This window comes from Amycolatopsis sp. NPDC023774 (genome assembly GCF_040639695.1).
GTDB lineage: Bacteria > Actinomycetota > Actinomycetes > Mycobacteriales > Pseudonocardiaceae > Amycolatopsis.
In genome coordinates, this window is record NZ_JBFAAJ010000019.1 from 37,488 (window position 1) to 49,406 (window position 11,919).

Genomic DNA, 11,919 nt, shown 5'->3' on the forward strand with positions numbered 1-11,919 from the left:
CTATGCGCTCTGCCGGCCGCCGGACTCGTCGTACCCCGACTGCGTGGCGAGGATGTCGACGGCGTGGTCGCGCAGCCAGGAGAACAGGGTCGCGAGCTGGTCGCCGGTGCCGCGGCCCAGCGGCGTGAGGCCGTAGGTGACCTGCGGCGGCGTGGTGGGCTCGACCCGGCGCCACACGAGGCCGTCGCGCACGAGGGTGCGCAGCGTCTGCGCCAGCATCTTCTCGCTGACTCCCTCGATGCTCCGGCGCAGCTCGAAGAACCGCAGTTCCCGTTCCCGCAAGGCGATCAGCACCCACACGCCCCAGCGGCTGGTGACGTGGTCGAGCACCGTTCGCGCCGGGCAGTCGGTGTGAAACACCTCATACCCGTCACGGGTCGACCGGCCCGCGAACTGCGTCCATTCCTCCATGTCGTGAGCTTACTTAAAGGTGCGTCCTTCCGGCCGGGGGACGCGCACGGCACCTTCGTGACCACTGTGGATCGTAAGATTGGGGTAACGAAAATGATCGTGGTGACGGGGGCGACCGGGAACGTCGGCCGCCCGCTGGTGGCGGCGCTGGCCGCGGCGGATGTGCCCGTGACGGCGGTGTCGCGGACGGCGCCGGCCGAACTGCCCGAAGGCGTCGTGCATCGGGTTGCGGACCTGGCGGCGCCGGAATCGCTGCGCGACGTGGTGGCGGGCGCCGACGCGCTGTTCCTGTTCCCGGGCGGCCCGGCTGCGGCGGAGCTGGCCGACGTCGCGAAGGCCGGGGGAGTGCGGCGGCTCGTGCTGCTGTCCTCGCAGGGCGCGGCCACCCGGCCGGAGGCTTACGGGTTTTTCACGGCGTACGAACACCTCGTGCGCTCGTCGGTGCCGGCGGCGACGATCCTGCGGCCGAGCGGATTCACCACCAACACCCTGGGGTGGGCTCCTTCGGTGCGCGCTTCGCGTCTCGTCGAAGCCCCCTTCGGGGACGTGGCGCTCCCGTTCGTCGATCCGGCGGACATCGCGGCGGTCGCCGCCGCGGCGCTACTGGACGACTCGCACGACGGCGCCGAGTACGAGGTGACCGGCCCGGAGGCGCTGACCCCGCGTGAGCGGGCGGCGGCGATCGGCACCGCACTCGGCGAGCCCGTCCGGTTCGCCGAGCAGACGCCGGACGAGGCTCGCGCGGGGATGCTGGAGTTCATGCCACCGCCGATCGTCGAGGCGACGCTGGCAGTGCTGGGTTCGCCGCTGCCCGCCGAGCGCCGGGTGAGCCCCGACGTGCGGCGGGTGCTGGGCCGCCCGGCCCGGACGTTCGCCGAGTGGGTGGCGGAGTCCGTCACCGCCTTCCGCTGAGGGACGGACGAGGATGCCACTCACTCGTGTGCTGGGTTCGACCCTGTACCACCGTGAAACCGGCCGCGGCGCGCCGTTCGTGTTCCTGCACGGCAACCCGACGTCCTCGTACCTCTGGCGTGAGGTGCTGCCCGCGGTCGGAGGCGGGCGCCTGCTCGCGCCCGACCTGATCGGCATGGGCGATTCGGGAAAACCGCCGCTGGCATACGCGTTCGAAGACCACGCCCGCCACCTCGACGCGTGGTTCGACGCCCTGGGTCTCGAGGACGTGGTGCTCGTCGGCCACGACTGGGGCGGTGCGCTCGCGTTCGACTTCGCGGCGCGGCATCCGGGCCGCGTGCGCGGGGTCGCGTTCACCGAGACGATCGTGAAGCCCCTGACGTGGGCGGAGTTCCCGGCCGCGGGGCGGGAGTTGTTCCGGACGCTCAAAACCCCGGGCGTCGGCGAACGGAGGGTGCTCGACGACAACGTGTTCCTGCGTGAGCTGCTGCCCGGCTCGGTGTCCCGCGCGCCGGCGCCGGCGGACTTGCGGGAGTACCTGCGGCCATATCCGACACGCGAGAGCCGACTGCCGTTGCTGCAGTGGCCGCGAGCGATGCCGCTCGACGGCGAACCCGCCGACGTCGTCGCCCGGATCGAGTGCTACGACGAGTGACTCGCGGCGAGCGCCGACGTGCCGAAGCTGCTCGTGACATTCGAGCCCGGGCCCGGCGTGATGCTGGGGCCGGAGCTGCAGAAGTGGTGCCGCGACACGATCGCCGGGCTGGACCACGCGCACCACGCGGTGCTGGCCGGGCACCACACGCCGGAGGACCAGCCCGCCGCGCTGGCCGCGTCGATCTCCGCGTGGGCCGGTGCGCACGGGCTGCGGTAGGCCCGCGTCATGCGAGGCGCGCGGGTCTGCCGACGAGGTCGACCAGGTCGGTCAGGGCCTCGCCCAGCGGAAGGTCGACGCGGACCTGCGCGTGCGCGTCGCCGCGGGTCTGGCCGCGGTTGACGATGAGGACGGGTTTGCCGGTTTTCGCGGCGTGACGGACGAACCGCAGGCCGGACATGACCGTGAGCGACGAGCCGAGGACGAGCACCGCCGAGGCCTCGTCGACCAGGCGGTAACAGCGTTCGACCCGCGAGTGCGGCACGTTCTCGCCGAAGAAGACCACGTCGGGCTTGAGCACACCGGCGCACGCGGTGCAGTCGACGAGCGTGAACGTGCGCACGGCTTCCTCGGCGAGCTCGACGTCGCCGTCGGGATTGATGTGGGTGGCGGTGCCGCCGAAGTGCGGGTTGGCCGTGCGCAGGCGGTCGTCGAGCTCCTCGCGCGGCGTGGTGCGGCGGCAGCCGAGGCAGATCACGCGGTCGAGGTTGCCGTGCAGCTCCACCACGCCGCGCGTGCCCGCCGCGCGGTGCAGGCCGTCGACGTTCTGCGTGATCACGCCGGACAGCAGGCCGGCTTCGCGCAGGGCCGCGACGGCGTGGTGCCCGGAGTTGGGCTCGGCGCGCGCGATGGTGCGCCAGCCCAGGTGGCTGCGCGCCCAGTAGCGGCGGCGGCCCTCGACGCTGGTCGTGAACTCGTCGTAAGTCATCGGGGTGTGCCGGCGCAGGCTGCCGGACTCGCCGCGGTAGTCGGGAATGCCGGACTCGGTGGAGATCCCCGCACCGCTCAGCACCACCACGCGACCGCGGGAGACGACCTCGGCCACCTCGGCGACGCTTCTGGTGCGCGGGAGCGGTTCGCCCGTGCCGGTCCAGGTCAGGGTCGGTCGTGTCCGCACCCGATCAGCTTACGCACCCACGAGCTCGCGTTCGAGGTCCTCGAGGCTGCGCCCCTTCTTGTCCGGCATCAGCCGCCACGAACGCGAACGCGAGCGCCGTCAGCACGGCGAAGAACCGGAAGTCGAGCCCGGCCCCGCAGGCGTCCAGCAGCGGCGGGAACACGAGCGCGCCCGCGAGGTTGAACAGCCGGTTGAAGACCACGCACACGCCCACGGCCGCCGCGCGGATCCGCAAGGGGAACAGCTACGGCAGCGCGACCCACTGCACCCGGCCCCACGAAACCGAGAACGACGCGACGTACCCGGCGATCCCGGACAGTGCGACGCCGAGCAGCAGCGGTCCCTTCGTCATCCCGCCGAGGTTGACCACGGCAAGCAGCACCATCGCCGCGCACATCCCGAGCGCGCCCACGAGCAGCAGCGGCCGCCGGCCGGTGCGGTCGATCAGCCGCGTCGCGGGCAGCGTCATGAGCGTGTTCACAGCGCAGATCCCCCCGTTGGCGAGGATCGCGCCGGACGAGCCGAAGCCGACGTTGGCCAGCAGCGTCGGCGAATAGTAGATGATCGTGTTGATGCCCACGACATTCTGGAAGAACACGAGCAGCAGCCCGACCGTGAACACCGTCCGCAGCCGGCCGCCCGTGAGCATCCGCAGCCGCAACGGCTGCGCGCGCTCGGCCTCGTCGCGAGCTTCGGCGCGGATGTCGGCCAGCTCGGCCTCGGCCGCGTCCTCGTGGCCGCGCAGCCGGGTCGGCACCGTGCGGGCCGTGCGTCCGTCGTGCTTGTTGACCGCGAGCCAGCGCGGGCGCTCGGGCTGCGTGTAGATCCCGACGACGAGCAGCACGCCCGGCACCACGCCGAGCCCGATCATCCACCGCCCCGCGCCGCAGCCCGACAGCGCTAGTCGGCGACGTAGGCGACCAGGATGCCGACGGTGACCAGCTGCCGCATCAGCGAGGTGAGCTTGCCGCGCACCTCCTTCGGCGCCGGCTCCGACAGGTACATCGGCACCACCACCGACGCGACGCCCACACCGATGCCCATCACGGCCGGAACGTCACCAGGGGAAGTCGCCGCACCCGACACCGCGGCGCCGACCGTGCCGACGATGGACACCACGCCCGAGCCGAGGCTCATCCGGCGCCGCCCCAGAAGTTGCCCAGGCGTCCCGCGAGGCTCGCGCCCGCCATCGACCCGGCCGGCAGCCCGGAGACGACCATGCCCTGCACGATGGGGCTCAACGGGAAGTCGCGGCCGCGAAAATCGGCAGCGTGAACGCCGTTTTCGTTGGCCGGCAACACGAATCCCCCGGACGGGGCAGAAGCCGGTTCGGTCGCGGCGCGGCTGGGTACTTCACAGAACATGTGGTTCGCGTTGGGTACACCCGTGGTCCTGATGGTCGCCGCCGTGTTGATGGAGCGGTTCGAGCAGCACTGCACGAGGGTCCGCACAAGAGCCGAAGGCACCGCGGAACGGCCGCAAAGGACTGCGGCACGGGATGTTCCGCGTCCGGTGGCGGCGCAGCAGGTGGCGCTGCCGCATTGATTTTCCGCTGGGCGCGGACCACCGGGTGAAACCGGGAACCAGGTGCGGCGCCGGTCACGGCCGCGGGCGGCGGCCAGGGACGGTGATCGGCGTGGGCACTTGCGGGGACAGGGCCGGGCTCCCACCGTCGGGGTGCGGGAGCCCGGCCCGTCGCGCTTACCGGGCCGCGCCCGAGGTGAAGGTCTGGTACCACGCGTCCCACGGGTGGTTGGTCGCCGCGTAGAACAGCGCGTCCTGCTGCAACTCCGCCGGGTCGCCCTTCTGGTGCTCGTCGAACCCGACCTGCGGGTAGCGCACGCGCTCTCCGGAGACGCGGTCGGTGGCGTAGCGCAGGGCGGGTGTCGGACCGTCGGCGCCGGTCGACACGGTCACCCGGCGAGTGCCCGATGTGCCGATGGCCATGGGGAACAGGGGCCATGGGGAACAGGGCCATGGGGAACAGCGGGTCCGCCGTCTTCCCGTTACCGCCCAAGGTCACGGCACCGGATGCGTCGAGCACGCTCTGCCACTGCCAGTTCTGGGCGGAGGACTTGCTCCGGTGGATCTCGCGCACGCCGCTGCCGCCGAACACGACGGTGGGGGCCACGCCGTTGTCGTATTTCTGGCTCGCCGACCAGGTCAGCTCGCCGTCGGCGCCGAGCTTCGCCGTGCGGGACCAGAGGGTGGCCGCGGTCTGCGACTGGTGGACCTCGACGAGCCGGCCGGAGTCGTCGAGCGCGATCGCCGGGGTCTGGCCGCTGTCGTAGCGGCCGCGACGGTTCCACGTCACGCGGCCGTCGGCGCCGTACGTGCCGGTCCAGTACCAGAGCGCACCGGCGCCCGAGTCGTGCACCTCCACGACCTGGCCGCGGCCGTTGACCGCCACCGCCGGGTGGTAGCCGACGTCGCGGCGGTACTCGACGCGGGTGCCGCTGTCGCCCGAGAGCAGCGTGAGCACCTTGCCGCGCAACGAATCGGTGGTCGCGCCGGCCGGGCGGGCCGCGGCGAACAGCCGCCGCGGGCCGAAGGCGGCCTGCAGCTCCTGGTTCACCGCGGCCAGGTTGCCGGCGGCGAACGACGTATTGTCGGTGAGGTCGCCCTTGAGGTCGAGCGTCACCACGATCGGCGCGGCCGTGGTGTGCGCGGCCGATCAGGTGTTCACCACGGCGAGCCAGTCGCGCAGGTTGTCCGACGCGGGCTTGCCGGTGTGGTCGACGAGGTCGCCCGGGCTCCCGTGCCCGATACCGTAGTCGTGGGTGCTGGCGTAGCCGTTGTCGTGGATGTCGAACTCCACAAGGCGGACGCCGTGGTCGAGCTGGTGGGCGTGCTCAGCGGCTTCGTCCACGACCTCGAAACCGCCTTCGCCACAGCTGCCGCGCTGCTGCGGGCGGCCCGCTGACGGTGGAACGAAGTGGCTAGTGTCGACAGTTGACGGCTCCAGGGTGATGACACCTCGATAACGGGCCGATCCGTACCGAGGGGAATCGACGCGCCTCTTCGCTTGCGTGACCAGGAATTTTCCTTGCCGGGAAAGATCTTTTTCTCGGTCGATCATGGCGATCGTCTCACTGCGACCCTTGACACAGCCTGGGCTGGAGCAGACACTCTCCCGAAGTGTCGACACCTTGCGAATAGCAGTGCAGCCATCAGCAAGGAGGAGCAGTAGTGAGCAACCCAGAAGTCCGACCGGTTGGGGTGGCGGTCGGCCGATGACCTCGTCGAATGTATGTCTGGACGCGCGTGACCTGCTGCTGGGCCACAAGGCCCGGCGCGGCAACGCGTTCTCCACGGCGGTCCTCGACCTCAACCTCCAGATCATGGACGAGGAGTTCGTGGTCATCGTCGGACCCAGCGGGTGCGGCAAGACCACGTTCCTCGAAGCCGTCGCCGGGCTGGTCCCGGTCGCCGGCGGTGCTCTCGAGGTGGGCGGCAAGGCCGTCAAGGGACCCGGCCCCGAACGATCGCTGGTGTTCCAGCACGCCTCGCTCTACCCGTGGCGCACGGTGCTGGACAACGTCCTCTTCGGACCGCAGGTGCAGGGCCGGCTCACGCCGCAGGTCCGCGCCCGGGCCGAGGAACTGCTGGAGATCGTGGGCCTGTCCCACGTGACCGGCAAGTACCCGCACGAGCTGTCCGGCGGCATGAAACAGCGCGTGAACCTTGCGCGGGCCCTGGCCACCGACCCCACCCTGCTGCTGCTCGACGAGCCCTTCGGTGCGCTCGACGCGCAGACGCGCGAGAACCTGCAGGACGAACTCCTGCGCATCTGGCAGGCGGACACCGTCAGCGCCAAGAAGACGGCGATGTTCGTGACCCACGACGTGAACGAGGCCGTGCTGCTCGCCGACCGCGTGCTCGTGTTCTCCCAGTCCCCGGCCCACGTCGCCCTCGAGGTCAAGATCGACGCGCCCCGCCCGCGCGACGCGGCCTGGCGGCGCAGCTCGGAGTTCCTCGCCTACGGCGACCGGATCCTCGAGGCGCTGCACCACAAACCGGCCGACGAGAGCGTGAACCCCAACCCCACCCAGGAATCCGCGGCTGCGGAAGACTCAGCGAGGAACCATGACAACGGCGTCAACACTGACCAGGCCGCCGAGCACGCCCGGGCCGGCCGCGGCAGCGGAGTCCAGGGGTCTGTCCGCCTGGGTTCAGCGCAGGCGTAGCGGCCTGCTCGGCGCGGCCGGGCTCGTCATCGTCCTGGTGCTGTGGCAGGTGTGTACCGCCACGGGCGTCGTCGACGTCTCCTTCAGCAGCAGCCCGACGCGCATCGTCGGGGCCGAGATCGACCTGTTCGGCTCGGGCGAAATCTGGCCCGCACTCGGCGCGACCGGCCTCGAACTGCTGTGGGGCCTGCTGATCACGTTCGTGGTCGGCATCCCGGTGGGTCTCGTGCTGGGCCGCAGCAAGATCCTGCACGACATGACCGAGCCGATGGTCAACATCCTCTACTCCGTGCCGTACGTGATGTTCCTGCCGATCATCATCTTCTGGTTCGGCATCGGCGACGTCTCGCGCGTCCTGGTGATCATCTGGGCCGCGATCCTGCCGCTCATCATCAACATCACCGCAGGCGTGCGGAACCTCGACCGCGACTACACCCGCGTGGCCACCGTGTTCTGCACGCCGCGGCTGCGGTTCTTCTACGCCATCGCACTGCCCGCGACGCTGCCGTACATCCTCGCCGGTGTGCGCCTCGCCGTCGGCCGCGCGCTGGTCGGCGCGATCGTCGCGGAGCTGTTCCTCGCGAGCCAAGGTCTCGGGTACTTCGTCCAGACCCAGACCTCGAACTTCAACATGGACAACGCCATGGCCGGCATCATCATCCTCGCCGTCGTCGCGCTGCTGCTCAACGGCGCCGTGCGGATGATCGAACGCCGCTTCACCCATTGGGCAGGTTCGCAGTGAACAAGAAGATCCTCTCGGCGGTCGCGGCCGCCGCGGCGCTGGCGCTCGGTCTCACCGGCTGTGCCGGCAAGGGCGGTGGCACCGCGCCCGTCAAGGCCGACGCCAACGGCGCCCTGCCGATCACCATCGGGTACACCGCGCTCGGCGCGGGTTACTCCGACCTGTACGTGGCCCAGGACGAAGGCATCTTCGCCAAGCACGGCCTCAAAGTCACGCTCAACCGGCTCAACGACAGCTCCCAGCTGGTGGCCGCGCTGTCGAGCAACAGCGTGAACATCGGGGTTGGCGTCGCGGCGGACTCCGCCGCCGCGATCATGAAGGGCGCCGACCTCAAGTACGTCGCGATGTCGGAGCCGCACTACAACCTCGAGATGTGGGCCAGCCCCGACATCAAGACCATCAAGGACCTCAAGGGCAAGAAGGTCGCGATCTCCTCGCCCGGTTCGCAGAGCGACTTCGGGCTGACCGACCTGCTCGAGGCCAACGGCATGAAGCGCGAGGACGTGCAGGCGGTGTTCGTGAAAAGCGTGCCCGCCGAGGTCGCCGCGCTCGGCAGCGGTGCGGTGTCCGCGCTGCTGACCCAGCCACCCAACGGCACGCAGAGCCGCGAGAAGGGCGCACACCGCCTGGCAACGCTGGCCGATCTCCAGTTCCCGCTCGGCGCGTACACGGTGCAGAACAAGTTCCTGCAGAACAACCGCGAAGCGGTGAAGCGGTTCTACGCCGCGGAAGCCGAGTCGCTGCAGTACCTGCGCGGCCACAAGGCCGAGACCGTCAAGGCGATCAAGAAGTACAGCGGGGTGCAGAGCGACGATCTCGCCAATTACGCGTACGACTTCTTCCTGACGGTGTGGTCGCAGACCCCGGAGGTGGACCCCAAGGTGATCAAGCAGGCGTTCGACGAAGCGGCGCACAACGCGAAGTCGACCCCGCCCGCGGACATCACGAAGTACATCGACAGCACGCTGGCGGCGGCATGAGCGTGCCGAAGACGGCCGCCGCCGTGTTCGAGGACGGCTGGGCGCCGTACCTGACCGAGCGCGACCGGGCCGTGCTCGCGGCCACGTCGTGGGCCAAACAGGCGCCCTTCGGCCTCGGCTCGCGCCCGCTGGTGGTGGCCGTCGACCTCTACTACGCCGCGCTCGGCCTGCCGCGCGCCGACATCGTGGAGTCGGTCGCCGACTGGCCCAGCTCGTGCGGAGCGCAGGGCTGGGAGGTCGTGGACCGCACGGCGCCGTTCCTGCGGGCGGCCCGCGACGCCGGCGTGCGCGTGGCGTACTTCCACGCCACCCCACCGGAATACGGGCGCTGGAACCGCAAACCGGCTCCGGCCCTCGCGCCGAAGCCGCGTGCGGTGGACGGCAACGCCATCGTCGCCGAGGTGGCCCCGGCCGAGGGTGACATCGTGCTTCGGAAGATCGGCCCGAGCTGCTTCTTCGAGACCCCGCTCGACACCATCCTCCGGGCGGGGGGCTACGACACGCTGCTCGTGGTCGGTGAGGCCACCAGCGGCTGCGTGCGCTCGACGGTGGTCGACGCGTGCAGCCGCGGCTACAGCGTGGGCGTGGTCGGCGACCTGTGCTTCGACCGGTTCGAGTCCTCGCACTGGCTGAGCCTGTTCGACCTCAACCAGAAATACGCCGACGTGATCACCGCCGACGCGGCCACCGAGTACGTCCAGGCCGACACGCGACGAGGAGCAGCATGAACGACACCGGTCCCGACCTGCGGCGCTGGCTCGCCGAAGCCGAGCGCGAAGGCGAGGTCCAGCCGATCGAGGGCGCCCACTGGGAGCTGGAGATCGGCGCGCTCTCGCAGGTCAACTACCGGCGCAGCAAGCCGAAGGCGATGCTGTTCGACTCCATCAAGGACTACTCCGCGGGCTCGCGCGTGCTCTCCGGCTCGGTCAGCAACCCGCGGCTGCTCGGCTCCGTGCTCGGCCTCGGCTGGGACAACACCGACGAGGACCTGATGGAGACCCTCGCGGTGAAGCCGGGCCAATGGGCGGCCGACGCCGGCGAGTTCCGCGCGGTCACGGTGGCCGACGGCCCGCTGCTGTCCCATGTGGACGACGAGGTGGACCTGCTGAAGTTCCCCGTGCCGCGCTGGCACGAGGGCGACGGCGGCCGCTACATCGGCACGGGCTGCGCCGTGGTGACGCGCGACTACGACACCGGCCGGATCAACCTCGGCGCCTACCGCATGCAGGTGCAGGACGAGGGCCGCTCGGCGACCGTGAACATCGAGGCCGGCAAGCACGGCGCGCAGCACCTGCGCCGCTGGTTCGAGGCCGAGGGCCGCGCGCCGATCGCCGCGTCGCTCGGCCACCACCCGGCCTACCTGGTGGCGGCCGGCGTCGAGGTGCCGGCCGACGTGTCGGAGTACGACTACGTCGGCGCGATGACCGGTTCGCCGGTGCGCACGGTCGCGGGCCTGGTCACGGGCCTGCCGCTGCCGCACGACGCGGAGATCGCGATCGAGGGCTGGGTGCGCCCGGCCGACACGCGCCCGGAGGGCCCGTTCGGCGAGTGGACCGGGTACTACTCCGGTTCGCAGGACCCGATCCTCGCGATCGATATCGAGAAGGTCTACTACCGCGACGACCCGATCCTGCTCGGGGCGCCTCCGGGCAAGCCGCCGCACGACTACTCGTACATGCGCACCGTGATGAAGTCCGCGATCATCACCGACTCGCTGCGCAAGACGGGGCTGCCCGGCGTCCGCGCCGTTTGGGCGCACGAAGCCGGCGGCGGGCGGTCGCTGCTGATCGTGGCGATCGAGCAGAAGTACCCGGGGCACGCGCGCCAGGCCGCGTACCTCACGGCGCAGCTGCCGAACGCCGCGTACATGAACCGCTTCACGGTGGTGGTGGACCACGACGTGAACCCGCGTGACCTCGGCGAGGTCGTGTGGGCGATGTGCGGGCGCACCAACCCCGAGCTCGACATCGAGGTCATGAAGCGAACGTGGGGCAGCCGCGTCGACCCGCTCACGCTGCCGGGCGAGATCCCGTTCAACAGCCGCGCGGTGATCGACGCGTGCCGGCCGTTCGAGCGACTCAAGGACTTCCCGGCGGTGGCCGAGTCGACCGACGACCTGGTGGCTTCGGTGACCAGGCGCTGGCCCGAGGTGCTCGGCTAGTGACCGAGGCGGGCGTCGAGGACCTGCGGAAGGAGCTGTTGTTCAGCGCGTTGCGCGGGTCCGACGGCGACTCGTCGCTCGCGTTCACGATCTTCCGCGAGCTCGCCACGAGCATCGTGGAGGGCAGGCTCCGGCCCGGCCACGAGGTCAACTCGGCCGAGCTGGCCCGGCGGTTCAGCACCTCCCGCACTCCGGTGCGGGAGGCGCTGCTCCTGCTGGAGCGGGAGTCGCTGGTGATCGTGCCGCCGCGGCGGCGGCCGTACGTCTCGCCAGTGGACATGCGGCAGGTGCGGGAGATCTACGAGATCCGGGGCAGCCTCTACGGGCTGGTCAGCGAGCTGGTGGTCGCCCGTGCCACCGACGAGGAGATCGACGGCCTGCGCGCCTGGCAGAAGGTGCTGGCCGACGACGCCGAACGCGGCGACGTCCACGGCTACTTCTGGCACAACGTCGGATTCCGCAACGCGGAGGCGAGCCTTTCGCAGAACGGCGAGCTGCAGCGGCGGCTGTCCTCGCTGGGCCTGCAGATGCACCGCTTCCGGCACCTGAGCCTGTCGCTGCCGGGCCGGCTGCTGCACTCGGTGGCCGACCACGAGCGCCTCGTCAACGCCTACGCCGACCGGGACGCGCCGCTCGCGGCAGCGGTGAGCCGTTCGCTGGTGCTGCGGGGTTACCGGGCGATCGAGCGGTCCGGTCAGGTGTAGGTCACTGGTTCCCGTCGTCCCGGCCGGGCGCGCGTAACCGCCGTCTGTGC

General features: G+C 70.8%; 15 protein-coding genes and 2 pseudogenes. 10 read left to right on the forward strand and 7 right to left on the reverse strand.

The features are described 5' to 3' along the window. A complete protein-coding gene (locus tag AB0F91_RS30915) occupies positions 1-411 on the reverse strand; it encodes a helix-turn-helix domain-containing protein (protein WP_360603159.1) in 411 nt (136 codons plus the stop codon). 93 nt (positions 412-504) lie between these two features. Here AB0F91_RS30915 and AB0F91_RS30920 point away from each other — a divergent pair, with 93 nt between their 5' ends. The 3 genes and pseudogenes from AB0F91_RS30920 (at position 505) to AB0F91_RS30930 (ending at position 2,197) form a co-directional block, all read left to right on the forward strand. Further along, on the forward strand, positions 505-1,323 hold the full coding sequence (locus tag AB0F91_RS30920) for an NAD(P)H-binding protein (protein WP_360603161.1): 819 nt from the start codon (positions 505-507) through the stop codon (positions 1,321-1,323). A gap of 10 nt (positions 1,324-1,333) precedes the next feature. Continuing rightward, a pseudogene (locus AB0F91_RS30925) lies at positions 1,334-1,978 on the forward strand (haloalkane dehalogenase); the annotation flags it as partial. An 18-nt stretch (positions 1,979-1,996) separates the two neighbouring features. Continuing rightward, positions 1,997-2,197: a hypothetical protein gene (locus AB0F91_RS30930; RefSeq protein WP_360603163.1), complete on the forward strand. Its 201-nt coding sequence runs from the start codon at positions 1,997-1,999 to the stop codon at positions 2,195-2,197. Between the two features lie 7 nt (positions 2,198-2,204). Here AB0F91_RS30930 and AB0F91_RS30935 read toward each other — a convergent pair whose 3' ends face one another. The 5 genes and pseudogenes from AB0F91_RS30935 to AB0F91_RS30955 form a co-directional block, all read right to left on the reverse strand. Continuing rightward, the gene (locus AB0F91_RS30935) at positions 2,205-3,095 is read right to left on the reverse strand and encodes an NAD-dependent protein deacetylase (RefSeq protein ID WP_360603165.1); all 891 of its coding nucleotides are present in this window, start codon (positions 3,093-3,095) and stop codon (positions 2,205-2,207) included. 4 nt (positions 3,096-3,099) lie between these two features. Next, positions 3,100-3,966, reverse strand: a pseudogene (locus AB0F91_RS30940) (MFS transporter). A 29-nt stretch (positions 3,967-3,995) separates the two neighbouring features. Next, positions 3,996-4,232 (reverse strand): MFS transporter, encoded by a 237-nt coding sequence (locus AB0F91_RS30945; RefSeq protein WP_360603167.1) that lies wholly within the window; start codon positions 4,230-4,232, stop codon positions 3,996-3,998. Next, positions 4,229-4,393: a hypothetical protein gene (locus AB0F91_RS30950; protein WP_360603169.1), complete on the reverse strand. Its 165-nt coding sequence runs from the start codon at positions 4,391-4,393 to the stop codon at positions 4,229-4,231. The genes AB0F91_RS30945 and AB0F91_RS30950 overlap by 4 nt, the downstream gene beginning before the upstream one ends. Positions 4,394-4,796: 403 nt before the next feature. Further along, a complete protein-coding gene (locus AB0F91_RS30955) occupies positions 4,797-5,042 on the reverse strand; it encodes a hypothetical protein (protein ID WP_360603171.1) in 246 nt (81 codons plus the stop codon). Positions 5,043-5,071: 29 nt separating this feature from the next. Here AB0F91_RS30955 and AB0F91_RS30960 point away from each other — a divergent pair, with 29 nt between their 5' ends. Further along, entirely contained in the window at positions 5,072-5,386 is a 315-nt protein-coding gene (locus tag AB0F91_RS30960; RefSeq protein ID WP_360603173.1) for a hypothetical protein, read from the forward strand. A gap of 383 nt (positions 5,387-5,769) precedes the next feature. Here the strand turns inward: AB0F91_RS30960 and AB0F91_RS30965 are convergent, their stop codons facing one another. Continuing rightward, a complete protein-coding gene (locus tag AB0F91_RS30965; protein WP_360603175.1) occupies positions 5,770-5,964 on the reverse strand; it encodes a hypothetical protein in 195 nt (64 codons plus the stop codon). Positions 5,965-6,328: 364 nt separating this feature from the next. On the opposite strand from AB0F91_RS30965, the gene AB0F91_RS30970 reads away from it, so the two are divergent. The 6 genes from AB0F91_RS30970 to AB0F91_RS30995 are packed head-to-tail and all read left to right on the forward strand — an operon-like array spanning position 6,329 to position 11,869. Continuing rightward, on the forward strand, positions 6,329-7,282 hold the full coding sequence (locus tag AB0F91_RS30970) for an ABC transporter ATP-binding protein (protein ID WP_360603177.1): 954 nt from the start codon (positions 6,329-6,331) through the stop codon (positions 7,280-7,282). 37 nt (positions 7,283-7,319) lie between these two features. Next, positions 7,320-8,024, forward strand: a complete 705-nt coding sequence (locus tag AB0F91_RS30975) for an ABC transporter permease (RefSeq protein WP_360603179.1) — start codon at positions 7,320-7,322, stop codon at positions 8,022-8,024. After that, positions 8,021-9,004 carry an ABC transporter substrate-binding protein gene (locus AB0F91_RS30980; RefSeq protein WP_360603181.1) on the forward strand — a complete coding sequence of 328 codons (984 nt, stop codon included), beginning with the start codon at positions 8,021-8,023 and terminating at the stop codon, positions 9,002-9,004. Before AB0F91_RS30975 ends, AB0F91_RS30980 begins: the two co-directional genes overlap by 4 nt. Beyond that, positions 9,001-9,732, forward strand: coding sequence for an isochorismatase family protein (locus AB0F91_RS30985; RefSeq protein ID WP_360603183.1), 732 nt, complete (start codon positions 9,001-9,003; stop codon positions 9,730-9,732). Before AB0F91_RS30980 ends, AB0F91_RS30985 begins: the two co-directional genes overlap by 4 nt. Beyond that, positions 9,729-11,165, forward strand: a complete 1,437-nt coding sequence (locus tag AB0F91_RS30990; RefSeq protein WP_360603185.1) for a UbiD family decarboxylase — start codon at positions 9,729-9,731, stop codon at positions 11,163-11,165. The genes AB0F91_RS30985 and AB0F91_RS30990 overlap by 4 nt, the downstream gene beginning before the upstream one ends. Beyond that, complete coding sequence (locus AB0F91_RS30995) at positions 11,165-11,869, forward strand: GntR family transcriptional regulator (protein ID WP_360603187.1); 705 nt, start codon at positions 11,165-11,167, stop codon at positions 11,867-11,869. Before AB0F91_RS30990 ends, AB0F91_RS30995 begins: the two co-directional genes overlap by 1 nt. Positions 11,870-11,919 lie beyond the last annotated feature (50 nt).